At 51.4% G+C, this 23,458-nt stretch carries 17 protein-coding genes; 7 read left to right on the plus strand and 10 right to left on the minus strand.

Translation table 11 applies throughout. From position 1 onward, the window contains the following. The 5 genes from Q7S09_01675 to Q7S09_01695 form a co-directional block, all read right to left on the minus strand. A partial coding sequence (locus Q7S09_01675) for a hypothetical protein (protein MDO8557884.1) occupies positions 1-220 on the minus strand: 220 nt, incomplete at its 3' end. Positions 221-258: 38 nt separating this feature from the next. After that, positions 259-3,519: a DNA-directed RNA polymerase subunit beta gene (rpoB, locus tag Q7S09_01680; protein ID MDO8557885.1), complete on the minus strand. Its 3,261-nt coding sequence runs from the start codon at positions 3,517-3,519 to the stop codon at positions 259-261. Between the two features lie 492 nt (positions 3,520-4,011). Beyond that, positions 4,012-5,136 (minus strand): FtsW/RodA/SpoVE family cell cycle protein, encoded by a 1,125-nt coding sequence (locus Q7S09_01685; GenBank protein MDO8557886.1) that lies wholly within the window; start codon positions 5,134-5,136, stop codon positions 4,012-4,014. A 400-nt stretch (positions 5,137-5,536) separates the two neighbouring features. Continuing rightward, positions 5,537-9,724, minus strand: a complete 4,188-nt coding sequence (locus Q7S09_01690; protein ID MDO8557887.1) for a fibronectin type III domain-containing protein — start codon at positions 9,722-9,724, stop codon at positions 5,537-5,539. Next, positions 9,693-10,268: a hypothetical protein gene (locus Q7S09_01695; GenBank protein ID MDO8557888.1), complete on the minus strand. Its 576-nt coding sequence runs from the start codon at positions 10,266-10,268 to the stop codon at positions 9,693-9,695. The genes Q7S09_01690 and Q7S09_01695 overlap by 32 nt, the downstream gene beginning before the upstream one ends. Before the next feature lie 114 nt (positions 10,269-10,382). Between Q7S09_01695 and Q7S09_01700 the strand changes: the two genes are divergently transcribed. Next, on the plus strand, positions 10,383-11,102 hold the full coding sequence (locus Q7S09_01700; GenBank protein ID MDO8557889.1) for a hypothetical protein: 720 nt from the start codon (positions 10,383-10,385) through the stop codon (positions 11,100-11,102). Positions 11,103-11,223: 121 nt separating this feature from the next. Here the strand turns inward: Q7S09_01700 and Q7S09_01705 are convergent, their stop codons facing one another. Both Q7S09_01705 and Q7S09_01710 read right to left on the minus strand, forming a co-directional pair. Continuing rightward, positions 11,224-11,595: a four helix bundle protein gene (locus Q7S09_01705; GenBank protein MDO8557890.1), complete on the minus strand. Its 372-nt coding sequence runs from the start codon at positions 11,593-11,595 to the stop codon at positions 11,224-11,226. A gap of 32 nt (positions 11,596-11,627) precedes the next feature. Further along, a complete protein-coding gene (locus Q7S09_01710; protein MDO8557891.1) occupies positions 11,628-13,241 on the minus strand; it encodes a hypothetical protein in 1,614 nt (537 codons plus the stop codon). A gap of 403 nt (positions 13,242-13,644) precedes the next feature. Between Q7S09_01710 and Q7S09_01715 the strand changes: the two genes are divergently transcribed. Next, complete coding sequence (locus Q7S09_01715) at positions 13,645-13,824, plus strand: hypothetical protein (protein MDO8557892.1); 180 nt, start codon at positions 13,645-13,647, stop codon at positions 13,822-13,824. Between the two features lie 209 nt (positions 13,825-14,033). Here the strand turns inward: Q7S09_01715 and Q7S09_01720 are convergent, their stop codons facing one another. Next, positions 14,034-14,600: a hypothetical protein gene (locus Q7S09_01720; protein ID MDO8557893.1), complete on the minus strand. Its 567-nt coding sequence runs from the start codon at positions 14,598-14,600 to the stop codon at positions 14,034-14,036. A 112-nt stretch (positions 14,601-14,712) separates the two neighbouring features. Between Q7S09_01720 and Q7S09_01725 the strand changes: the two genes are divergently transcribed. Together Q7S09_01725 and Q7S09_01730 are read left to right on the plus strand one after the other, a co-directional pair. Then, the gene (locus Q7S09_01725; protein ID MDO8557894.1) at positions 14,713-16,122 is read left to right on the plus strand and encodes a sugar transferase; all 1,410 of its coding nucleotides are present in this window, start codon (positions 14,713-14,715) and stop codon (positions 16,120-16,122) included. A 114-nt stretch (positions 16,123-16,236) separates the two neighbouring features. Next, on the plus strand, positions 16,237-17,094 hold the full coding sequence (locus tag Q7S09_01730; GenBank protein MDO8557895.1) for a glycosyltransferase family 2 protein: 858 nt from the start codon (positions 16,237-16,239) through the stop codon (positions 17,092-17,094). A gap of 77 nt (positions 17,095-17,171) precedes the next feature. Here Q7S09_01730 and Q7S09_01735 read toward each other — a convergent pair whose 3' ends face one another. Both Q7S09_01735 and Q7S09_01740 read right to left on the minus strand, forming a co-directional pair. Then, on the minus strand, positions 17,172-18,083 hold the full coding sequence (locus tag Q7S09_01735; protein MDO8557896.1) for an NAD-dependent epimerase/dehydratase family protein: 912 nt from the start codon (positions 18,081-18,083) through the stop codon (positions 17,172-17,174). Positions 18,084-18,205: 122 nt separating this feature from the next. Further along, positions 18,206-19,675, minus strand: coding sequence for a UDP-glucose/GDP-mannose dehydrogenase family protein (locus tag Q7S09_01740; GenBank protein ID MDO8557897.1), 1,470 nt, complete (start codon positions 19,673-19,675; stop codon positions 18,206-18,208). A 298-nt stretch (positions 19,676-19,973) separates the two neighbouring features. Between Q7S09_01740 and Q7S09_01745 the strand changes: the two genes are divergently transcribed. The 3 genes from Q7S09_01745 to Q7S09_01755 all read left to right on the plus strand — a co-directional run bounded on the left by Q7S09_01745 (position 19,974) and on the right by Q7S09_01755 (position 23,446). Further along, the gene (locus Q7S09_01745; protein ID MDO8557898.1) at positions 19,974-20,678 is read left to right on the plus strand and encodes a class I SAM-dependent methyltransferase; all 705 of its coding nucleotides are present in this window, start codon (positions 19,974-19,976) and stop codon (positions 20,676-20,678) included. A gap of 238 nt (positions 20,679-20,916) precedes the next feature. Then, complete coding sequence (locus tag Q7S09_01750; GenBank protein ID MDO8557899.1) at positions 20,917-22,131, plus strand: glycosyltransferase family 39 protein; 1,215 nt, start codon at positions 20,917-20,919, stop codon at positions 22,129-22,131. Next, on the plus strand, positions 22,121-23,446 hold the full coding sequence (locus Q7S09_01755; GenBank protein MDO8557900.1) for a nucleotide sugar dehydrogenase: 1,326 nt from the start codon (positions 22,121-22,123) through the stop codon (positions 23,444-23,446). The genes Q7S09_01750 and Q7S09_01755 overlap by 11 nt, the downstream gene beginning before the upstream one ends. Positions 23,447-23,458: the final 12 nt, after the last annotated feature.

Consider the following 23,458-nt stretch of genomic DNA (forward strand, 5'->3'; position numbering starts at 1 on the left):
GCCGATACTTTCCGCAGTAACATTCCCAGTCTTTGGTGGGACCGAAAATCCGCTCGTCAAAAAGCCCGTCTTTTTCGGGACGCTGGGTGCGGTAGTTGATGGTTTCGGGTTTTTGAACCTCACCATGAGACCATGCAAGAATCTCATCGGGTGAAGCGATCTTAAGACGTATCGCTTCGAAATCCGCTACTTTGGTGATGGTGAAAGCGGGGATAGGCATAGTAAAAAATTCAAAATGCAAAAATCAAAATGTAAAATTTATGAAATCGCGGTTTCAATTATCTCGGTGTCTTTTTCCAGCGGCACTTCTTTCTTACCGATCAAATCAACAGAAATTCCAAGGGCTTTGAGTTCGTTTACCAACACGAAAAAGGAAGCGGGAACATTCGGAGCGTGGATCTCTTCTCCGCGAATAATGGAGTCGTAGGCATTCGCGCGCCCCACCACATCGTCGGATTTTATCGTGAGCATTTCTTGCAGAGTGTAGGATGCTCCGTATCCTTCAAGCGCCCATACCTCCATCTCGCCAAATCGTTGTCCGCCAAACTGCGCCTTGCCGCCAAGCGGTTGCTGGGTAATGAGCGAATAGGGGCCGGTTGAGCGCATGTGTATCTTATCTTCAACAAGGTGACCCAATTTCATGACGTAGATGATGCCTACCGCAACTTTTTGGTCAAAGGAATCTCCCGTCATGCCGTCATAAAGCTTCACTTTCCCGTCTTCCGGAAGTCCGGCCCTTTTAAGCTCTTCTTTGATTTCCCTTTCTTCCACACCGGCAAGCGCCGGAGATATCGCGCGATACCCCAGGGTACCGGCCGCCCATCCCAAGTGCGTCTCCAAAATCTGGCCGATGTTCATGCGCGATGCGACGCCCAAGGGATTCAAAATAACATCCACGGGCCTGCCGTCCTCAAGATACGGCATATCTTCCTCGGGCAGAACGCGCGAGATCACGCCTTTGTTGCCGTGTCTCCCGGCCAATTTGTCACCAACGGAAATCTTGCGCAACTGCGCAATCTCCACCTGGATGGTTTTAATGACGCCCGAGGGCAGCTTATCGCCACGGTCCCGAGAAAAATACTTGATACCGATAACTCGCCCTCGTTTACCGTGGGGGAGCGTAAGAGACGTGTCTTTCACATCCCGCGCTTTCTCGCCGAATATCGCGCGCAAAAGACGCTCCTCCGGCGTAAGGTCCACCTCGCCCTTTGGGGAAATCTTGCCTACCAGAATATCGCCTGCGCGAACCTCTGCTCCTATCCGTATAACGCCTTCTTCGTCAAGATCCTTTAATTTCTCTTCGCCGACATTCGGAATATCGGGGGTAGTAACTTCCGGACCAAGCTTCGTGTCACGGACATCGCATGAATAATCCTCAATGTGAATGGAAGTGAACCGATCATCCTTCACGAGGCGTTGAGAAAGAATAATGGCATCTTCGAAATTCCATCCTCTCCACGGCATGAATGCCACGAGCAAATTCTGTCCTAGCGCCAGATCTCCGTCCTCGGTTGATGCGCCATCGGCGAGAACGTCTCCCTTCTTAACCTTAGTTCCCGGCACAACCCGCGGCCGCTGGGTGATACAGGTATACTGGTTTGAACGCGTGAATGTGTGCAGAGGATAGACGTGGGAATCTCCTTTTTTCAATTCCTGCACTCTGCGCCGGGAAGAAGTTTGCGCTTCAGATTTATGGGAAAGCCGTATGGTGATGTGAGAAGCATCGGACTCGATGACCTCGCCGTCTTCTTCGGCGATCACCATCTGGCCCGAATCAAGCGCCGCCTTCCGCTCAACCCCTGTTGAGACTAATGGCGCTTGCGGCTTGATGCAGGAAACCGCCTGACGTTGCATGTTTGATCCCATCAAGGCTCTATTCGCATCGTCATGCTCCAAGAAAGGAATGAGGCTGGTCGCTATTGAAATGGACTGCTGGGGAGAAACGTCCATGAGCGTTACTTTTTCGGCCTCAATTTCGCTCGGTTCTCCGTGAACCCGGGCTTCTATCATCTCGGTGGTAAATGCGAGATTGTCGGCAAGGGGAACGCCGCCATGAGCGATTACGTGTGTTTGTTCCTCGGCAGCGTCAAAAAGCTGTATTACGTCAGTAGCCTTTTTATTTTTCACGATGCGATAGGGTGTCTCGATAAAGCCGTAATCGTTGACCCTCGCATAGGTGGAAAGATGCCCGACCAAGCCGATGTTAGGTCCCTCGGGCGTCTCGATGGGACAGATCCTCCCGTAGTGGCTCGGGTGTACGTCGCGAACTTCAAATCCAGCGCGCTCACGCGTCAGCCCTCCCGGTCCCATTGCCGAGATCCGGCGCTTATGCTCAAGTTCGGCCAAGGGGTTTACCTGGTCCATGAACTGTGAAAGCTGGCTTGACATGAAGAACTCCTTCAGGGTCGCCATGAAAGGCCGCGCGTTTATGAGTTGAGACGGGGTAAGGGTGGTAATATCGAGCGTCGACATGCGATCGCGGATGATGCGCTCCATGCGCGCCAACCCCACACGAAGCCGGTTTTGCAGAAGTTCCCCAACCGCACGCACCCTTCGATTGCCCAAATGGTCGATGTCGTCCCCGGAGGCATCCGGGTCGTTATTGAGCTCAATGATGTGCAGAAGAATACGCGCAAGATCATCCAAAGCTAAAACGCGGTTTTTCTTGGTAAGCTCGGGCATGGCTACCCCAAGTTTCTTATTCATTTTGAACCGCCCGACCTTGCCAAGGTCATACCGTTCAAAATTGAAAAACATGCCTTCAATAAGGCCTCGCGCATTATCAACGGTGGCAAGATCTCCCGGACGAATGCGCTTGTAAACTTCAAGAAGCCCTTCATCGGAGGTGTGTGCCGAGTCTTTCTTGAGCGTCTGTTCCAAATACCGTTCGCTGGCTGCATCCAAATCCTTAAAGCGCGCACGGATCTGGTCATCCGTCCCCAGGCCAAACGCCCGAAGAAGGGTTGTAACGGGCATCTTGCGCTTACGATCCACCTTTACGGAAATAATCCCGTCAATGTCGGTATCAAATTCGAGCCACGCACCGCGGTTAGGAATGATCTTTGCCCCGTGCGTCTTGCGCCCGCGGATGCGCTCTTCCGTAAAAAACACTCCCGGAGAACGGATAAGCTGAGAAACCACAACGCGTTCCACGCCGTTTACAATAAATGTTCCGCGAGGGGTCATGAGCGGAAAATCTCCCATGAAAATTTCCTGCTCCTTCATCTCCCCCGTTTGATTGTTAGCAAGTCGCATGCGCGCGCGCAGAGGCGCTTCGTACGAAAGATTGTAGTGCTTGGCGCTTTTCTCGTCGTACTTGGGTTCATCCAGATAATAATCCGAAAAGATCAATTCCAGGCTTTTGCCGGTGTAATCTTTCACCGGAGAGACCTCGTCGAAAAGTTCCTGCAGTCCGCGTTCCAGAAACCAGCGATACGAATCAATCTGCAGCTCAACGAGATGCGGAGGTTCGATTACGGGCGCGCGATATTTTGAAAAATATTTGTAGGGAAGAGGCATGCCAATGTGATCTAAATTTTAAGCCGAGTCCAATGCGAGGCATAAAAATTTAGCCATCACATTGAGTACCCCGCCCTCTAAGCTGCCGGGATAGCCTTGGAAGTTCTTCCCGCTTCCTCACCAAGCCAGCCATTGCCTACACATATCTATCCGCATAGAGGGCGGGGTTTCGTTTTGTAGCCCCGCCTTGGCGGGGACAAAACATCAAAAAAAGCACCCTATGACACACGATGGTTTTAGGGTCTGTGGAAAACTTATTTCAGGAATTGCGACGGAAAGGTAGCCAAGGGGAAATAGCTACTTTTTAGCTTAAATATACAAAAAAGAGGGACTCCGGCGCCAAACGCGCGGATAATTTTACATTCTGAAATTCTTCAAGAGTTTAGTATACAGGGTGAGAAAAAGTTGTCAAGTGGGGGCCTTGCCGTGCTTGTTCGGAAAAACAAAAGCACTCTCTTAATTTCCACTTGAATTGATATCGAATCTCTTCGCTTAGGCGATGATGATACCCCGATCCTTTTCCGTTTCTCGTCCTATGCCAAGAAGAATTCCCAGTCCCAGGAAGGTGGCAAGCATGTGCGATCCGCCGTACGAGACAAAAGGAAGGGATATTCCGACAACTGGAAACGCTCCCAGATTCATGCCGACATTCACGAAAAAATGAATGGCGAGAAGCCACGCATATCCGAACGCGAATATGCGTCCGAAATTATGGCCGGCGCGAATACCGATCGAGATGGCGCGGTACCACAAAAGACCAAAAAACATAAAAAGCGCGAGCACCCGTACAAGACCTCCTTCTTCGGCAATCGCAGCAAACATAAAGTCCGTGGGAGCTGCCGGCAAAAACCTTCGCGCGCTTTGCGAGCCTTCTCCCAGACTTTTTCCGAAAAATCCTCCTGACCCGACAGCCGCTTTTGCCTGCAGAACGTTATAACCGCTGCCTTGCGCTTCGCGCTGGGAATCCAAAAAAGCCGTGATACGATCGCGCTGGTAGGACTTCAAGCCGTATGCCCACAAAAGACCCAGAGCCAGCACCGCGCCTAGGCACAGCATGGCCACCCACCGGGCGCGGATTCCCGTAAAAAGAACGACGCCCAGCCACAAACCGATGACCACCAGGGCACTGCCCGCGTCGGGCTGAGCAACAATCAGCAAGACAAGTAGAAGGGTGTATAGCAGTGATATGCCGATATGGCGGATGGTGTACAGATCCCGGTGCCGATCGGAAAAAAATTTTGCAAGGAGAATAAGAAGGGCGATTTTAACGAACTCGACCGGGGCTATCCTAAATAGACCAATGTGATACCAGGCCCTGGTGCCATGGACGGTCTCTCCGAATAAAAAAATCCCTCCAAGAGCCGCCAAAGATAACGCATATCCAAGAAGTGCGACATTGCCGTGTTTTTGAAAAATACGGACATTAAAGTGCGAGACGAGAAGTGCAATGCCTATGCCCGCAGTTCCATAAAATAATTGCTTCCAAAAAAGCGCAGCAGGGATCGCCTGATTTTTACCCAGCGCCCACAAAGAAGGGAGGGAGAAGCCAACAAGCGCGATGCATGAGCCAAGCAAGACCCAGTCAACCCCCACACCTATAGTGCGTATGCGGGACATATATGCGTGTACTACAAGTTATGTTTCTACGAAAATTCTTATCTTGCCACAGGTGCTGTTCGCGGCGCTCCGCGCCGTCAACCCCCACGACTCATTCTCGGTTCATGCCGCGAAAGCGGCATGCTGATGGGTATGAAGAATCAGATTTACGCATAGACGAATGCTTCTCTTAAAGCAAGTCCTTACCTCTGTCTACCGAGAATGAGTGTGGGGGTCAACACGCTATAGGTGTGGGGGTCAATGCGTTTGAGATGCGAAACAATGGCCTTCGACATTGCGCTATCATATCACGGCAAACATAGAATATCTAATATCAAATTCCTAATAAAGCTTAATCGGCGGCTTTAAGGCCGCCGATGTATTTCATTTGATATTTGACATTAGGTATTAGATATTTTTGTTATTGTCTCGGCACTATCTCATACCACAGCGGAACGCGCTGTTTCACTTGCACGGTATTTTTGTAGACGCAGGCATGCCCTTCGTTATCCAGTATTGTTACTCCGATTCCGAATAATTCCTCGTTGGGATAGGTATGCTTCACGCCGCTCGAGGTATAATCTCCACGATTCGAAACCGAACGGTTTGCGCCGACCGGGCACAGCGCCGTGTCGGTTGAAGTGCAGTACACCGGCCAGCCCCCGGCGGAATACGCAGAAGGAGGAGCCAGCGTGGGAGTGGTCCCGGTACTCGATTGCAATGCGGAAGGACTGCACGCATTCACATCCGATCCGGTATCGCAGAACCTGAACGTCCAGGTATTAACCTCGGATGCGGGATAGTACAGCGCGCGCGGAAAGGGACTTGAAGCATCGTCGTTATATAGTGAGGCAGTAGCACTAAACCTTGTATTTACGCCGGCACGAACCGTCACCGGGGTCAGGGTGACGTCGCCAATATAGTGGTCTTGCATGAACGACGGACAATTCGGCGCAGTGCAACTCCAGTTTTGCGACCACTGCGGTCCTGGCGCCCCGCCCCACGCATCGGCATCTCTAACTTTTACGCGATAATAGTAGCGCTGATTGTATGTCAACGTCCCGGACATGCAGGAGGCCGCACTCCCCCATGAACAGGTTTTTGTGGAGCCCGTCTTGGCGCCGCTTATACAACCGGTCACCCCGCCCGGCAAGGCGCCGCAAGTTGTTGCGTTCCCGCACGTGTCTACACCGGCAAAGCTCGCATCGTCCGCGTTAAATCCGGCCGCTGCGGGAAAATTCGGATCGGAAGATATCTGGACGCAATAATGCGACTGCGAATCGAAAGCGTAGGTGGGAGCTGTCTGGCCTGCAGCGCAGTCCGACCAATTCGGCGCATCTGGATCACAGAAATCCCATCTGACATTTCCTCCTACGCCCGGAGTTACAGAACCCGATCCTCCGCCGCTCGAACACCAGGAGGTGATCGTAGAAGTTGCGGAATTTGCTAAAACCGAAGGCACGCAATCGGGAGAGGGTGCTGAGACAATATTGGAAGTAACGGACACTGCACCGCACGCAGGGCCGACAAGACGATAAGAATACGACTGGCCGCTGGAAGCACGGGCCGCAAGGCCGCTGCCCGTTCCGACTCCGCATGCGCTTCCATCTTCATCCACGCAGGTTATGACGCCCGAAGCTATGGGATAGCTTTTTTCAATGCTTGCGAAATTATCCACCGAACGCTGAAGCGTGACGGGGTTTACTGGGGGATAACTCCACGCAAGGGAGATCGTGCGTTTGGGTGGCGTAGCGACAGAGCAGGTTGGAGGGCCAAACAGGCTTAAGACCGGCGCGCCGCCTCCGCCGCCCAGAATATCAAATTCTGCGGTATGGTCTTTTTGTATGATGGTGCTGGCAGTCGTTCTCCCGCGCACCGTGAGCGTATAAGAGACTCCGCATATGCCGTTGGCAAGAACTTGAAATGTTCCACTTCCCGGTGTTGCAGGAAGCGTGAAAAGCGGATTTGTGGCAGGAACGAACGAAGAACCGGCAGGTATGATGGAAACACCGTCAAAGGCAAGGCCTTTGGTGAACCCGTTTACTCCGGAAGAATTTACGGTATAGGAGATCGTTTGCATGTAGTTGGCCGTCTGAAAGGCCGGCAGGATCTCAAAGTCAAAATTCCATACCTTAAACGTCCGAGAGCTTGAGTCAACAGTGGCCGACCCCGGAATACTTGCACGCACAAAAAGCTGGTAATCCGCCGCGACAGACGACGGGTCTGGCGTGATCTGAAAAGTCCTTACACAATTCTGATTCGGCGCAGTGAAGTTGCATTGCGCTCCACCCGGCCAGGATGTGGGAATGAAAATCCCAAACGCAACCGCCGAAAGATCCACGACCCCGGTAAAACCATTCGTTCCGTTATTCAGCGTTACGGAAAATGTTGCAGGCTGGCCCGGAAGCACCGCGCAATTATCGGCGATGGTTGGGGCATCCGGCCCCACGCATGTTATCGCCGAAATCGTGAAGGGGTCATAAAAATTGAGCGTATAAAGGATCTCGCTCCCGAGCCCCATAGCGCAGGTTGCACTCGGCGGCGAAGATGCGGACGAGCAGACAGGGCCCGCGCCTCCACTCGCAAGAGAAGCCACGCCGCTTGCCTGTTTCAACCATGTCTGTTTTCCGGGAGCCGATTCGGGTCCGGGCCCGGAAAAGGAAATCGTATAATTCGAGTTGACGCAGAGACCGGACCCCGGCAGAGTGGTCCATGCGCTTCGGGAAATAGCCGTGTCGCATACCCGGGGCCCGCTTGGAGGTTCTAGGGCGCAATTTGCATAGCACGCTCCACCGATGAAACAACCATCCACCACGTTCAAATTGACCGTATTCGACGTGCTGTACTTAGGACCCGAATGCGTACCTGACACTTGCACATGGATATACCGCGCGTAGTTTCCTATTTCAGCCACCGTATAAGTTTTATTTTGAGTAACGGGCGTGTTGCCGGCAAAAATATCGTTCTCGGTAACAGGACCCGTTGTGTGCCAATACGCGGGATTCCCGGAGGGATTTGATGTTCCCGTCCAGGTGATTGTCTGTCCCACGCATGCGGTATTCCCAACCGCGTTATTACTAAGTGAACTGGAATAGCAAATCGCGCCCGGATATGCGCCGGAGCACTCTTCGCTTGCTAGGCATACCCGGTCCGTGATGTTCACCGTTTCAATATCGAGCGGCCAAAGTGCAGCACCCGATGGCACACTCGTTCCGCGCAGTTCAAATTCATAATTTGAATCCGGGGAAGTAGATAGCGCCGAGATGGTACTGCCTGTGGGTTGCGGATTTACCGTAGGATCATTGGTATCACTGGTTACAGAGGTCCACGATCCACCGTTTTTTCTCCTGAAGATCTCTCGCTTCGCGCAGTTTGTGGAGTTCCATGTAAGAGTGGTGCTTCCTGCCTGGCCGGGACATGTGTACAGCGGGCCTGCTCCGCCAGGTGCGAGCGAAATAGTGCCGGCGCAGATAAGCGGAGAGCAGGCAGCGGTATAGGTGACGATATTTGACCAGCGGGAAACATCCGTATCGGCGGCATAGGCGACACACTGATTTTCCCACTGCATACACGGTCCAAAGTCACCATACATATACGAGACGCAAATATTCTCATATTCCGTGCAAGCGCCACCAGCGGTGATATTCCGGGAATCAGGTCCCACGCCATCATAATATCCTTTTACTTTGAATTGGTAAGAAACCCCCGGCTTAAGGCCAAGTACTATCGCCGTCACCGGCTCTCCTACATTGGAGTTTAGCGTAGGGCGATCTTGGATCGAACTGGTTCCTGCCGCAACATCGGTGATCTTAATTTGATAACGGTTTGTCCCGCGATTATCCCAGGTAAGCGTCACGTTTGCCGTCATGGGACTCCCGGCGATACAGACATGGCTTGGAGGATTTTGCAGCGTGGGGGCGGGAATCGCCGCAAAACGGCGGCAGGCAACATAGACTGCGTCCACCCCGGCATCGTCGCCCATCTGAAAATATATGGCGCTTGGCATAAGGTACGGATGAGTGGCATCATTGGCAACAACCCTGTTGAAGTTTTTTAGGTCTCCTACGCCGTAGTCGCGTTCAGAGCATGTCCCGTCATTGGGGGCGCCCCACCCCGATTGTGGCGTCGTGCGGAGATTCGTAGCAGGGTTTACCGACTGATATCCCTGGTAATAACATTCGTTCCCGGGATTACTATCATTACCGCATCTATCCCCCGCTCCGCCGCCGCCCGTGTCTCCCGACCATGACCAGCCGACGAGCACCTGGTCGTCGGGACAATATCCTGATGATGAGCCAGATAACTGGGTGTTGCAAGAGTTTTGTCCGTTCTTCCATCCCGAACAGTTATCGGTGGAGCCATCAACGTTCATTTCACAGGTCTGCACATACATCCAGCTTCCGTGGTCATCCGACCCGTAGCCGATCTCCGTAAGCACTTTTCCTACCCCAACGTTTTCTACACTCCCGGCACTTTGCGCAAGCGCACTTGTTGGCACCACTGCAATCCAAAAGAAAGCCAATGCCGTAAAACCCGCCGCAAGGGCAGTTCGGCATGCGAAAATATTTCTTGCCTCGTTATTGCGGTTTGTTGAGTATGGCTGCGCCATATACGTAGTAAGAGAGCTGTACGTTAACGCCTTGGGGCATATCGGTAAGAACGATTTTCACGCCGTCCTCGTTCCGCACGGCTTCTGCCACAAAAATCCCCTCTTCGTCGGTGGAACGAATGATATTCCACGAACGGCTCTTGAGATATTCTGAAAAATAATTTATGTTTTTTTTGAAAGAATCCCGGGAGTAGTATTCCACAAAAAGATAGGTGTAGTGTTCGGCGGCAAAATCCTGGCGATAGCTTTGGGTAAAAATAACATCATTCTCAACTACAAGATCATTCGGGAAGCTGGCGGGCAGGGCGCCCGATTCTGAAAACACAGCTTCCGGCACGGGTGGTCGATCGGCCTCTACAACAAGCTTCCCCGATTCGGAAACCCCATAAACCGGCCTCTCTTGCGATCGGGTAAGATTTGTGCTTTCCGGATACACTGTCTGTCCCTGCTTCGTTGCGCGATACAACAAAAGGCCAGCTCCAATGAACAGCGAAGCGATTGCCAACAAAACAAGGATTTTTTTAATTTGTTCGGAGTTTCTCATATATGGAGTGTGGGCGCTTGACAAATTTACAGTTATTATGGTAGTATGAGTTCTTGGCTACACATCGAGCAAAATCCGCTGTATAGTCAAAATCTTTGACAAGGAGATACTATCATGAAATCAAGGTTTTCGCTTGTGGTTTTCACGTTTTTGTCTGTTGTTTTGTTCACCTCGGATGTCGCTTTCGCCCAAACCAACGACCATGCCCAGAACAACGCGGCGGTTTTGGTGACCGGAACGTTCCGAAGTGACTTTGCTCCCAAATTCGGCGGAAGCGACCTTCAGTCGTTCTCCCTGAAAACGGGCATCAACCCGGGCGGCGAAATTGTTTTTAAGCCGAGAAGTAGGGTTTCTTTCGGTGCCGGTTTCTCGACCTTGAAGTTCGAAAGACAAAGTGTGCACCATGTTGTGCTCCGTGATGCCTTCCAGTATCTCGACGCAGAAGGCAACCTGGTACTGGTAGAAATGCCTGGCGTCGAGCTTGCGTCGACCGACCGCACAGCGCGGGTAAGCGACATGAAAAAGCTTACCGGGACGCTCTACTACAACTTCGGAAAGGACGACAGCCGCGTTCGGCCGTTCTTGGGGTTCCGCGGCGGCGTGGGACTGGCGAAGATCGTCCAAAACTATCAGACGTACCTCCACCCGGAGTTTGCCAGGTTGCGCCCGGACTTTCAGTTCGATCTCCCATCCGTCACAACGGATGTGAAAACATTCCTTTTGGGAGGCATCGGTGGGGTTAACTTCTACCCCACGAAGCACCTTGTGATACGAACCGCCGCCGGGTACCTGAATGGCGGCTTTGCGGAGGCGGGCATCGGGTTCACCTTCTGAAACCGAAACATCAACGAACATTCCATCCATGCGGAGGGCTCACCCCTCCGCTTTATTATTGCATACAAGTCCAAATTTCAAAATCCAAATATCAAATCAATGTCAAAGCTCAAAGCCCAAATTATTTCTTTTTATAAATGGAAGAAAATATAAGTGATAACTCGTGCGCTTCTTGCCAAAGCTTCCTGCATGCGTCCTTCTCCTTCTGATCTGCCTCCGCGATCATGCGGAGCCAATGCATCGTCTCCTTTGACTCCTTCTTGCAAAGGCCGATTTTGTGCCGAAAGTCTTTTTTGGATTCCGCGCCATCAGCTTCCATGTAGTTCGCCCCAACGCTTGTTCCGGATCGTACAAGCTGGCTTATGAGCGGGCGAATGATCGGGGTCTCGGGCAGGGTACCAGCAAAGCGAATGATGAGTTCTCCGAATTTTGCTGTACGTTCACCAAGATCGAACTTCTTTTTGTCATTTGGATTTTGGATTTGATTTGACATTTGAGCTTTGAAATTTGAAATTTGCATGCCTATTAGTATCTTACTCCCCAATGCAGGCCTTCGGCGGTAGTTCCGGTCCGCGTATCCGGTCCCGTGATCGTATACCGTCCGGGAATTGGGGTGGTGGGGAATGCAACACTACCATTCCCGTTTCCCGACGATGTGCCGCCGGTCGTTCCCGGCGGAGTGCCTATGAACGGACCTCCATTGACGGTGGCCCGCACCCGTATGCGCGTATTGATCAGTTGCCAGTTGTATTGGAGGTTCCCCCTGTCAGGCGCTGCGCACCCGGTAGCCGGCATGCCCTGCTTTGCTTCTTTTTTTGAAACGGTGAGCGATGTATCGTTGCACTTATTCACCCAATTTAACATTGCCGCATTGTTGTAGGGCGGGAAATAGGGCGGGGTAAGATTTACTGCGGGGAACACAATATCATGATTTGGGGCACTGGAACCTGACTGCTTGAGCGGGTCCGCAACATACCCCGCACTTCCCGCCGGAATGCTAAACCCCGTGCAAGGCGATGCCCCGCAATTTTCTGTCGCAAGTCCCGTAGGATATGTCCATGTCGCCGTGGGACGCGTGGCCATAGGTTCAATGACCGCAACACCGCCGGATTTGGCGCCATTATTTACGACGGGTTTGATGGCAAGTATCCCGGCATAAACTTTAATACCTCCTGCTGGGAGAAATGAAGGGGATGACGGCACGTTATTTACCGCAATGCCCAGCTTCCAGCAGCCAATGGCATTTTGGTTAAGCACCGGCCCTGCATCGCCAAAGACAAAAAGCGAACCGCTGTAATTACCGCTGCTGTTGGTGAGTATCGTGGTGTTATAGGGCGCGAGAGTCGTAAGACCGGCACAGTCGTCAACATTGCCTTCGGCAGTACCCCCGGGGCCGGATTTTTGTATGGTTGTAAGAACATACGCCCGCGGCGTGCCGCCGGTAAGCGTTACGGAGGGCGAGCTTTGATAAAGCTTTGATGGCGATGGCACAGTTAATGAGATGGCCGGTGTCGGCGCAGTTTGCGAATAAATATATACGGGTTGCGTGACATGGTGCAGAATAGGAACGCTCAACCGCACCGGAAGTCCGTATGAGCCGCCAACGCCGAAGTTCTCTCCCGCGCCGCCGGAGAATGCCGTGCAGTTTCCTGGAGAAATGGATGAAAGGGACACACATATGAACGTTCCGGGATTCCCAACAACGGTAATTTCTCCTGCAGCACCCGTGTAAGGAACATTATCAAGCGTAAGCGTGCCGGCTCCAGCATATACATATCCCCCGGGACCGGTAAGGCTCCACGACACGACGCTTCCCAACTGCACCTGCACCGACACCGTGCCTACGTGGTAATGGACAGTTGAAAAACTTGCCGTACCGCGGGAAATAGGTCCGGCAGAATTACAAGTTAAAGAGTGCGTCACCGAGTACGTTGGCGTAATGCCGAAGTAAGAATCGAGCGAATACGTGCTTGACGCATCCGGCGTACTCCCTCCTGCACTGACCGGCACGGGACCACATGTTGTCGCCCCGGTTCCGGAACATGAGCCGCGGAGGTTTCGGGCCGTCCAAGGAAATGTGGCGCTTCCGGCAAACCCATCAAAGGCCACCGAGATGTCTGCCGTCTCCTGCGTTTCCACGCATGCGGAAAGACAGTTGTATAGCCCGTAGGTGCATGCCTGTCCATCGGCATTGCAATTGGTATTGTACGGGGAAAGATTTGACGGCGGTGTAGCGCTGCATGTTGCACTGGTACAGCTGTTGCTGGAATCGCACCCGGATGTTCCGGAGGTGCGGGCTGTAAGACAGCCAGCCGTTCCATACGCACAAGTACTTTCACAAGAACTATACTTATAACATGCCGTGCCGTAGCAGGCCGGATTGGGGAACAGAGGGAGTAACGGACCCGAACATACTCCGCAAGAATTACGGGTTCCGGAACATGTAGATGCGCTGTCCGTGCACGCATTGCAATTACAAAAATTCCCATTAAGTGGGGAATAGCAATCAACACAGTTCGAACAGGTTTCCGAGCCGTTGCAGGTGCCATCCCCGCAAACCGGCGGCGGCACGCACACTCCCCCGCTGCATATCATTCCCGTGAGCGTACAGTTGGTTGAGCTTTGGCACGGACCTCCATCACAGGAATATCCGCCACAGTTGGTGTCGGTATTGCACGATGTTATGGTGGGCATGCCTATACACGCGCAGGACAAATCATAAGTTCCGCATCCGCAAGAAACGCAACCGCAAGGCTGGCCGAAGACGGGGCAGAATTGGGCTGATAGCGATGCGGGAAAGATGAACGAAGCCGAGACGGTCAACATCAGGAACAACAGAGCCTTCAAAAAAAAACGAGCGCCAAAATTTCCCGGCGGGATAAAATTTTCTGGTGGGAAATTATTTTCTGGCATGGCGGAAGTCATTTCATGCTACTGCTTTGCGTACGAAATAGCGATACGCACGGCCGGAGGAAAGTTTTTGGCAAGGCCTGCCGCAGCCGCTTCAGAAATGTCCGCCGGCACCACAGGCCGCTCTTCCGTAATGGTCACCGAGACGGACTCTTGGTCACTGGATCCTTGGAGAAAAACGGTGTTTCCATTTACCTGATTCTGAAAATCTTTCCTATAACCGTTGTCTTTAAGATAATCTCCGTAGCGCCTGACGGCTTCGTCTTTTGACCAGGGCGACTTGAACGCGACGACGTAACCTGCGGTTTTTGCGAGATAGTCGAGTGACCCTGTGCTTTGCGTAAGTTCAAACCCCGGCTCGCTTTTTTCAAGCGGAAGTTCTGCCGGAAACTGGCTGGGAAGCTTATCTTCTCGTGTCTCAAGCACTGCGGGTCGCAGAACCGGTATTCCTGGTTTTTCCCGTTCGGGAAGCGCGAGCGCGATAACAATGACAAGAACTACCACCCATCCCGCGATGGCAATAAGCGGAAGCTTTGCCTTAAGCGCACCTTGACCAGGATGGTCTTTTTGAAGAAGATTGATATCCATAAACAACATCTATACTACCCAGTATAGGCTTTCTGGCTCGTGACACAACACCATGTGTGGATAGGATGACTGGGGTAGGCAAATAAAGGAAAATATGGGATAATCAAACCCTATGGGCTCTTCCGAGATATTCAAAAAAATACTGCTCGTGGCAGGGGACCTTGTCGTATTTTGCCTTGCGTTACTTGCCGCCATGGCAATTCGCCACCAGGGACGCATGGGAGACCCGGAGCTCTATTACATTCACTTTATCCCCTTCGGCGGGCTTTTTTTCATCTGGCTCATTGTCTTCTATATCTATAGCCTCTACGACCTGCGGTACTGGGACAGCTCCGTTTCATTTTTAAATCTTGCGGCGCACGCGTTTACGCTCAACACGCTCATTGCCATCGCGTTCTTTTACTTCAATCCGTACGTTTCCATCGCGCCGCGCACCGTTCTTTTTGTCGATATTGCCCTTTCCGGCCTGCTTTTCTGCGCCTGGCGTTTTCTTTTTAACCGGGCGCTCGCAAAAAAACTCATGCAGGACATCGCTCTTGCAGGAGCCTCTCAGGCGCATATTGAACTTGCCAGGGAATTTGCAAAAAAGCCCGCATGGGGATACCGCGTTTCCTGCTTCGTGACCGATGAGACATATATCCTGCCGCAAGACCTTGCCCATATTCCCGTCCTTTCGGTTCAGATGTTTGAAAAAGAAATGCAGCATGCCGAGCGCCAACCAGGCGGGCCGCCAACAGAAGGCGGGTTGCGCATTGCCCGGGTAATCTTTAGCGAGCGCCCGGACCGCACGACGCAACACGCGCTCTCGTTTTTCTCGCTTCTTTCTCGCCACGTCACATTTCAAGCGCTACCCACGTTCATTGAACGGGTCTTTCATAAAGTTCCTCTTTCGGAAGTTTCTGAATCGTGGTTCCTGGAAAACCTAAGCGAGGGAGAGAAACAGTTCTATGAACAGCTCAAGCGCGCCTTTGATATCGCGGGGGCTATTGTGCTTGGTGTTTTTACCTTGCCGCTCATGGCGCTTGTCGCTTTGGGCATTAAACTGGAAGACGGGCGGCGAGTGCTGTACACGCATACACGCCTGGGAAGAGGCGGAAGCATGTTCCGGCTTCTCAAATTCCAGAGCATGATAGAACATGCGGAGGCGGGCGGACCCCAGTGGACGCGCGAGAACGACCCGAGAGTGACCATGTTCGGTTCGTTCCTGCGCAGTACGCGCCTGGACGAATTGCCGCAACTTTGGAACGTGCTTTTAGGAGATCTTTCATTCATCGGGCCCCGGCCCGAGCGGCCCGAGTTCGTAGAAAAACTTGAAAAAGACATCCCATTCTATAATTTGCGGCATTTGGTACGGCCCGGCCTTTCCGGGTGGGCGCAGATAAATAACCCTCTGCAGAGCGTGGAGGAGAGTTATGAAAAACTGGAATACGATCTTTTTTACATCAAAAACAGATCGTTCTTCCTCGATGTTGCAATTGCATTGAAAACGTTGAGCATCATTCTTCGCAGGAAGGGGCGATAAGCTCCGGGGGAGCTTATCGCGGGCAACTTACCTTGTCTCTTACAAATAGGGAGTTGCCCAGGAACGATGAGATAATAATTGACCAATCCATTAACTCCATCATACTATCTCAATATGTCTAACGAAGGCGTAAGCGTCATCATTCCTGCCTATAACGAACAGGGCGCGATCACCGACACGCTCAAGCGCGTCTATGCTGTTTTCCGCGGCTTAGACCGTCCGTTCGAAGTCATTGTGGTTGATGACGGTTCGTCGGATGAAACGGGAGCGCTGGCAAAAAACGCAGGCGCTATAGTTATCACAAACCCCCTCAATGGAGGCTATGGCCTGTCCCTGCGCCGAGGGATTTTGGAAGCCCACTACGGCATTATTGCCATCACCGACGCGGACGGAACATATCCGGTTGAAGAATTTCCAAAACTTCTCAAAGAGTATGACCGTGGATTTGCCATGGTGGTAGGAGCTCGGCAAGGAAAATTCTATGAGGGAAGCCTTGTAAAAAGTTTTTCTCGCAAGGTGTTCCGATGGCTTGCGGAATACACCGCAGGCAGAGGCATACCCGACATCAACTCCGGTCTTCGGGTATTCAACATCGCGCTTGCCAAAAAATATCTTATGGAAACGTGTTTGGGTTTTTCCTTCACCACCTCGCTTACGCTTATCTTCATGAGCCGGGGGCATTTGGTCGCGTATATGCCCATTCCGTATCATGCGCGCATCGGCAAATCCAAGGTAAGGCATGTTCGAGATGCCTTGCAGACGATGCAAATTCTCACCGAAACTATCGCCCGCTATAATCCCGTCAAACTTTTTCTGCTGCTTGGCATCTGTACCGCAGGACTTGCCATTCTTTTCCTTCTGTCGGGGTATCTCCGGCAGAACGCCGTCTGGGAACTGGGAGGGCTTGTGGGCATCTTTACTGCCATTCTCGTCTTTGCGATAGGATTTATCGCGCCTCGTATTGACCGCTGAAAAATGTTTTATACGCTGTGTCCTAGAAAAGCTCCCGGCATATGCCGGGAGCTTTCTTGAGTTGGCCTAAAAAAATTTTACTTAATTCCCCAATCTTTTTTCAACTGCGCGATACCCTCCTCCAGACTAACTTTCGGCTCCCAGCCGAGCACTTCCTTTGCTTTCGTGTTGTTCGCGCCAGAAAAACGAACATCTCCCGGACGTTCAGGGATAAATACATATGGGCCTCCAAACAGGCCGGCGAGCTCAAGAACCGTCCGCGGCTTGCCGTATCCGATATTGAACTTCTCACCCTTCCCTATGTTTTGTGACTGCATGGCGAGTACATTCGCACGGACAATATCGGACACGTGAGTATAGTCTCTGTAGTATCTCCCATCTCCGCAAATGGTGAGCGGCTGCCCATTTTTCATCTGCTTTAAGAACTTTCCGATCACCAGTGCGTAAGCTCCATCCAGATCAAGATATGGTCCGTATACATTAAAAAAAATGAGGCTCACGGTCTCCAGGCCATAATGTTCCGAGAAAATTCGGCAATAATGTTCGCCAACGTATTTATGTAGGGCATAGGGGCTAATAGGGGTCTTTATCACTCCGTCTTCTTTATAGAGCGTGCCGTCCGAGCCGCCATAGGTAGACGAGGATGATGCGAAAATAAAGCGTTTTACATGATGCTTGGCGGCCGCCATAAGAACGCGTTTGGTGCCATTCACGTTCACATCATGCGTCTCCCATGGATGCTCGAGCGAAAGTGTTATACGCGGCAGGGCGGCAAGATGAAAAATGCCGTCAATGCCGACGCATACCTTATCAAGTATTTCTGTGTCACGAATATCTCCTTCAACATATTCCGCTCCCTCGCAAAACCGCTCGGGTTTTTTCCCCGCCGCGTAATTATCCAAAACAACCACCTCGTGGCCGTCCGCGAGAAGTTGACGCACAAGATTTGATCCGATAAATCCGGCTCCGCCGGTAACGAGGTAGCGCATGATGCAAATTCAAAATGCAAAACTCAAAATGCAAAATTTTGGAATATCGTGAAAGTTTTTCTTGCAGGAAAAACTTTCACTCCTTAATTTTGATTTTTGACTTTTGATTTTTGATTTTGTCTTTATACTTCCTGCAATTCCGGGATAAGTTGGCTTTGTTCGCCCAAAACCTCAAGTCCTTCTTTAAGCTGTCGGAGTTCATGCGTGCTTAATTTTTTCAGTTTGCGCGCATCTTTGGCAAGTATTTTTAGCCATGACGCGTGCATCCCCCGCAGATAGGGAATGCCGACCCCCAAATAGTTGAAGCCGAGATTCTGTAATTTTTCCGCAGGAAGAAAATTCCGGACGTCAAGAATATTCGGCGTTTTCATAATGCGCTTGATGTGCCCAAATTCAAGCCGACCAAACTCCGGCCATTCGGTAGCGAGGACCAGAAGCTCGCTTGACTTTAAGGCGCCGTATGCGTTTCGGGCATACGAGACTTGGGTACCGAGAACTTTCTGTGCTCCGCCAAGCGCCATGGGATCGTATATCGAAAGTTTTGCGCCGCGAGATATGAAAGCCCGTGCAAGAGCAACGGCCGGAGAAAATCGCACGTCGTCCGTTCCTGCCTTGAATGCGATCCCCAAAAACGTCACACGCTTGCCCTTGCAAGATCCGAGCATAGACTCTGCCTTCTTTATCATAGCGCCTGGACGTTTATTGTTGACCCGTTCAACGGACTCCAGAAGCACGGGAGCATGCACGCCGGCCTTTTTTCCGAAGTGAATGAGTGCCTTAACGTCCTTGGGAAAACACGAACCCCCGTAACCCGGACCGGGAGCCAAATACGCATTGGGACCGATGCGCTTATCAAGCTTGAGCGATGCTACAATAGTGCGCACATCGGCATTGCAGCGTTCGGCAAGTTCGGCAAGTGTATTGACGAACGATATCTCGGTCGCGAGAAACGCGTTCTGGGCGTATTTGGCAAGTTCGGATGTTTCCAGCGTTGTCTTAAAGATGGGTTTTTTGAAAACGGCATAGAGCCTGCTCACCTCGTCCAACGTTTTCTTGTCGTCGGAACCTATCACAATCTTATCAGGATACATGAAATCGTAGAGCGCCTTTCCTTCCCGCAAGAATTCGGGATTTGAAACAAGCGTGCACGGCATCTTTGTAAAACGGCTCATGACGCGCTGGATCTGCCGCCCGGTTCCGACCGGAACCGTGCTTTTGATAATGATGGCCGTTGGCCGCGTCATGTGCCGGGCAATAGCACGAGCGGCATCCTCAAGATAGGAGAGATCGGCGGAACCATTTCTTCTTGGCGGAGTTCCGACGCACAAAAAAACGAATTGGGGATGATGCACCGCAAACGCATCTTCATAGTGCGTCGTAAAAAAAAGATGCTTCTCGGCGAGGCCCTTTTTCAGCAATTCTTTAACCCCGGGTTCGTGTATGGGAACGACGCCTCGGCGAAGCTTCGCGATCTTTTTCCCATCAATATCAATGCAGGTGACGCGGTGCCCGAACTTGGCAAAAGCCACGGCAGTGATGAGCCCGACATACCCGGCGCCGATAACGGTGATATGCGAAGATTGATTTTTCATGAATTTTCCGATGTGATGATATCCCCTCTCAAACCAGTTTTGAGCATACCATATTAATTTATAGTGTCAAAGGTTGATAGGCGAAAATTGCATCGATTGCCACTCGTGCTCGCAAGAATACGCTGTTTGCCCCGTTAAAAATAGTCCCGTTAGAAATATAACTTCACGAGACTATAGACATTAAACTTACTGATTATTTCTACTTTCACTATATATGGTCTGGGTGATTGTAAATTTCTAACGGGACGCCATTTCTAACCGGGTTGGTATAATCTGAAAAAGTCACTATACTGGAAAGATGACGGAAAATCCTCAACTCAAAAACTTTGAACAGCTTTCGGGCGCAGTACGATATTACCGGTGGTTTGCCGAGATTGTGTCCCCCTGGGTTGGCAGGCGCATTCTTGACATTGGATGCGGCCACGGAAACGTGACGGTAAATTTTCTCGACCGCACCTACGTGCATGGGATCGATATCGAGCCGTCATACCTTGAGCATATTCAAAAACGATTTGCCGCAAATAAGAATTTTCGCGCAGATTCGGGAGACATCATGGACCCGCTCACCACACAGCGTCTTGCAAAGGACCGGCTTGACACGGTCATTGCTTTCAATGTTTTAGAACATATTGCAGACGACCCGGAAGCCGTCAAAAACATCTTTACTATTCTGGAACCCGGCGGACATTTCGTTATGCTTGTGCCCGCTTTTGAATGGCTGATGAGCCCCTACGACCACGCAGTCGGACATCACCGAAGATACACAAAAAAATCTGCGCGTGCATTGCTTGCAAGCGCCGGTTTTTCGGTGGTACACGCGCAATACTTTAATGCGCTGGGAGCCTTGGGCTGGCTATGGACGTATACGATCCTTAAAAAAGACGAACCCGGAGAAGGGGCCGTGAAAATTCTTGAATTTCTTGTTCCCATGCTCAAGCGCATTGAGCGCGCCCTGAGCGTACCATTTGGCATTTCGGTTATCTGCGTTGGGAAGAAATTATGATCCCGTTAGAAATCGTGGACGCGTATAGCTTACATACGAATTTCGTTCATCCCGTTAGAGATCGCGACCGCAAATTCTGAAAGGCGCACATATCATAATATGAAACAATTATCAACGTATCATCATATAGTCGTATCTGCGGGAGGCCGCGGCCTATCTCTAACGGGATTCAAAAAAACTTTAGTAATAATAATTTGTGATGCGAGACATTCTGCGTCCGCGTCCTATTTCTAACGGGATGAAGCGACATCAATTAATTCTTATTGGCATACTTGCTCTTGCGCTGACCGTGCGGCTTTTGGGACTTTCTCGTATTGCTCCGATTGATTTTTATGCTGCCCCTTGGTACTCGGGAGAGGGTGGCGATGCTGCAGAATATAGTGCCATTGCCGTAAACCTTGCGGATGGACAAGGTTTTACACTGCACGGACAGGCTACTTCGATCCGTCCGCCGTTATACGTATTCTTTCTGGCCGGCGTATATAAACTATTTGGAAATCAAAATCTATCCGCGGTACGCATTGTGCAGATCGGCATAGCGATCACCGCGCTTGCGCTTTTTTGGTTCTTTGCGCGCGCAGTCCTGCAAAACATATGGGGAGCGCATCTGGGTACGCTCGCGCTCGCCCTTCATCCGAGATTTGCCGTGTATAATCTGGTCATACTCACCGAGACGATATTTACCGCTCTTATCCTGGCGATGTTCTGGTTCGCGGTACGATTTTACAGATCTCAGAAAACAAGCGATCTTACGCTGGCGATGGGAATCTTGGCCCTGGCTGCGCTTACCCGCCCTACGGCGTTATATTTTGCGCCACTGCTCATAGGCTGGGCGTGGTGGGTGGCGGACAATTCCCGAATAGCAAAGCTCCTTCCGGGCTTGCTCCTTTTTGTAGCACTCACCGGCATGTGGGTTGCGCGCAACTACGTGCAATTCCATGCGCTTACCTTTTCTAACAAAAGCGGAGGGGGTCTTGCCGAAGCATGGGATAAAACCATACTCGAGCCACTGGGCATCTCCGACCGTGATATTCTCGCGCCCTATAAGGATCTTGACGAAGAAGCATTTGCTCGCATCGGATATAAGATATTTTTCACTGAAATTCGAGACCATCCTCTGCTCATCGCCAAGATTGCATGGCAAAAACTTCTCTACTGGTTCAGTCCCTTCGTAAATTCATCCTCGGCTTTTGTTCGCATGCTCCATGCGGCAATGACGACCTCGTTTTTTGTGCTCGGCATCTGGGGTCTCTACCGCTACGCGCGAAAATTCGGATGGACGATGCCGTTGCTCTTCCTACTGCTCTTTTTTGCGTTCACCGCCATGCACGTTCTCACGGTCCCCTATCACCGGTACCGCTTTCCCGTCATGGATCCATATCTTATTCTATTTGCGGCCTATGCTATTTTCGAATTGTGGAATAAAATAGGGTTGCGTCATTATGAGAAATAAATCTACAATCAAGCCGGTCGTATCGGTTGTGGGCCTTGGCTACGTAGGCTTGCCGCTTGCCGTAGCGTTTGCCAATGCTGGGTTTGAAGTCATCGGCTTTGACATTGATAAGAAGCGGGTCGAGGAATTGAAGGACGGAAAAGATCGCACCAAAGAGGTTGATGCGCGGAAACTGAAGCAAAAAACGCTTGCCTACACCGCCGACGCCTCACAGCTGAAGAAGGCAAGCTTTGTCATTATCGCGGTGCCAACGCCCGTACATGAGAGCAAAGAACCGGATCTGCGCCCGGTGCATTCTGCGTCGGAAATCGCGGGCAAGAACATGCGCCGCGGGGCAGTGGTGATTTATGAATCCACCGTGTGGCCCGGACTTACGGAAGAATACTGCGTGCCGATCCTTGAAAAAAAATCCGGCATGCGGTGCGGGAAAGGCTTTTTCATCGCCTATTCTCCCGAACGCATCAATCCCGGAGACACAGAACATACACTTGAGAATATTATAAAAGTGGTGGCGGGCATGAACGCTTCCGTGCGAAAAAGAGTAGCGCAACTCTATCGCGAGATCTGCAAAGCCGGTGTTTTTGAAGCCGCATCCATCCGCGCCGCCGAAGCCGCAAAAGTCATTGAAAACACCCAACGTGATTTAAATATCGCCCTTATGAACGAACTTGCCATGCTATTTCGGCGACTTGGCATTCCCATGCGCGACGTGCTGGATGCGGCTTTTACCAAGTGGAATTTTGGCAGATATGCACCGGGACTCGTTGGAGGACACTGTATCCCCGTAGATCCCTACTACCTTACCGCGCTCGCGCACCGCGTCGGCTACAATCCTAAGGTGATACTTGCCGGGCGCCAAATAAATGATGCGATGCCGGAATACGTCGCGACCTTTTTGGAAGAAGGCCTGCGACAAGCAAATAACAACACCCATCAAAAGCGGGCTAAGCAAAAAACAAAAATTCTGGTGTTGGGTTTGACGTTCAAGGAAAATGTGCCGGATACGCGCAACTCCCCCGCAAAGTATTTGATACGATCGCTCAAGCGCCGAGGATACCTTGTTGATACATACGACCCGCATGTAACCCCCGCCGCACTCGCACACGAACAATTTGACGGCACGTTTCTGAAAAAAATTCCCGTCAAGGCTCTGTATGATGGCGTAATTGTAACTGTCGCCCATCGGGAATTCATGGGGCTATCCGGAGCAAAAATAATAAAACTCTTCCGGAATGGCCGGGGAACGCTCGTGGACGTTCGCGGCATATTTGCAAGGACTCGTCTCCCTAAAGAAATTATATATAAAACGCTCTGAGGGAGAGAACGG

This window comes from bacterium, assembly GCA_030649025.1.
Lineage (GTDB): Bacteria > Patescibacteriota > Minisyncoccia > JAUYLV01 > JAUYLV01 > JAUSGO01.

Coding starts and splice junctions, on each gene's coding strand:
- rpoB (MDO8557885.1), bottom strand. CDS start 3,519: ATGCCTCTTCCCTACAAATATTTTTCAAAATATCGCGCGCCCGTAATC.
- Q7S09_01685 (MDO8557886.1), bottom strand. CDS start 5,136: ATGTCCCGCATACGCACTATAGGTGTGGGGGTTGACTGGGTCTTGCTT.
- Q7S09_01690 (MDO8557887.1), bottom strand. CDS start 9,724: ATGGCGCAGCCATACTCAACAAACCGCAATAACGAGGCAAGAAATATT.
- Q7S09_01695 (MDO8557888.1), bottom strand. CDS start 10,268: ATGAGAAACTCCGAACAAATTAAAAAAATCCTTGTTTTGTTGGCAATC.
- Q7S09_01700 (MDO8557889.1), top strand. CDS start 10,383: ATGAAATCAAGGTTTTCGCTTGTGGTTTTCACGTTTTTGTCTGTTGTT.
- Q7S09_01705 (MDO8557890.1), bottom strand. CDS start 11,595: ATGTCAAATCAAATCCAAAATCCAAATGACAAAAAGAAGTTCGATCTT.
- Q7S09_01720 (MDO8557893.1), bottom strand. CDS start 14,600: ATGGATATCAATCTTCTTCAAAAAGACCATCCTGGTCAAGGTGCGCTT.
- Q7S09_01725 (MDO8557894.1), top strand. CDS start 14,713: ATGGGCTCTTCCGAGATATTCAAAAAAATACTGCTCGTGGCAGGGGAC.
- Q7S09_01730 (MDO8557895.1), top strand. CDS start 16,237: ATGTCTAACGAAGGCGTAAGCGTCATCATTCCTGCCTATAACGAACAG.
- Q7S09_01735 (MDO8557896.1), bottom strand. CDS start 18,083: ATGCGCTACCTCGTTACCGGCGGAGCCGGATTTATCGGATCAAATCTT.
- Q7S09_01740 (MDO8557897.1), bottom strand. CDS start 19,675: ATGAAAAATCAATCTTCGCATATCACCGTTATCGGCGCCGGGTATGTC.
- Q7S09_01745 (MDO8557898.1), top strand. CDS start 19,974: ATGACGGAAAATCCTCAACTCAAAAACTTTGAACAGCTTTCGGGCGCA.
- Q7S09_01750 (MDO8557899.1), top strand. CDS start 20,917: ATGAAGCGACATCAATTAATTCTTATTGGCATACTTGCTCTTGCGCTG.
- Q7S09_01755 (MDO8557900.1), top strand. CDS start 22,121: ATGAGAAATAAATCTACAATCAAGCCGGTCGTATCGGTTGTGGGCCTT.